The organism is Thermoplasmatales archaeon, from assembly GCA_014361245.1.
Classification (GTDB): Archaea; Thermoplasmatota; E2; order UBA202; family JdFR-43; genus JACIWB01.
Genome location: JACIWB010000103.1, coordinates 1 through 555 on the forward strand (window position 1 = coordinate 1; position 555 = coordinate 555).

Annotated in this window: 1 protein-coding gene; it reads left to right on the plus strand. The window is 39.8% G+C overall.

Features of this window, described 5'->3' with window-relative positions:
• The coding region (locus tag H5T45_07725) for a hypothetical protein (GenBank protein ID MBC7129586.1) at positions 1 to 555 on the plus strand (555 nt) is incomplete at both ends.

Here is a 555-nt window from a genome sequence, read left to right on the forward strand (position 1 = left end):
ATATGGTATCAGTTCTGGAATGAAGAGCCAATATTGCTATGGAAGAGAGGAGATGAAACACATAACAAGAATTACTTCACAATAGAAGAGGCGGTAAGGATAATATTAAATGATCCAGATGCAACGGTTGAAGATTACTTCAATGCCAGGCCAACCCTGAACAAGACAATAATTGAAATCTATCACTGGGCGGTTGATAATGTTGGACATGTTGAAGACAAGCAGAAGAGCAAACAGCATATTTACATTGATTACATGCCACCAACTTCAAGAGTTGCTGATATTGAACCATATGAGCAGGAGGAAATTCCATTCAACATAACAGTTGTTGATATAATTGACCATGGAGCAGAGGTAAGCGGACCAGTAGGAGTATGCAAGGTAGAGGTTTATTATGCATACAGCGAAAACAACATTACATGGAGCGACTGGCAACTATATGCAACATTCGATATTCCATATGAACAACGCCTTGATGTGCCAGATATAACCTTAAGCTTCAATGCACCAGAAGGAGGAGGATGGTATCGCTTCATAAGCATTGCCTATGATTGC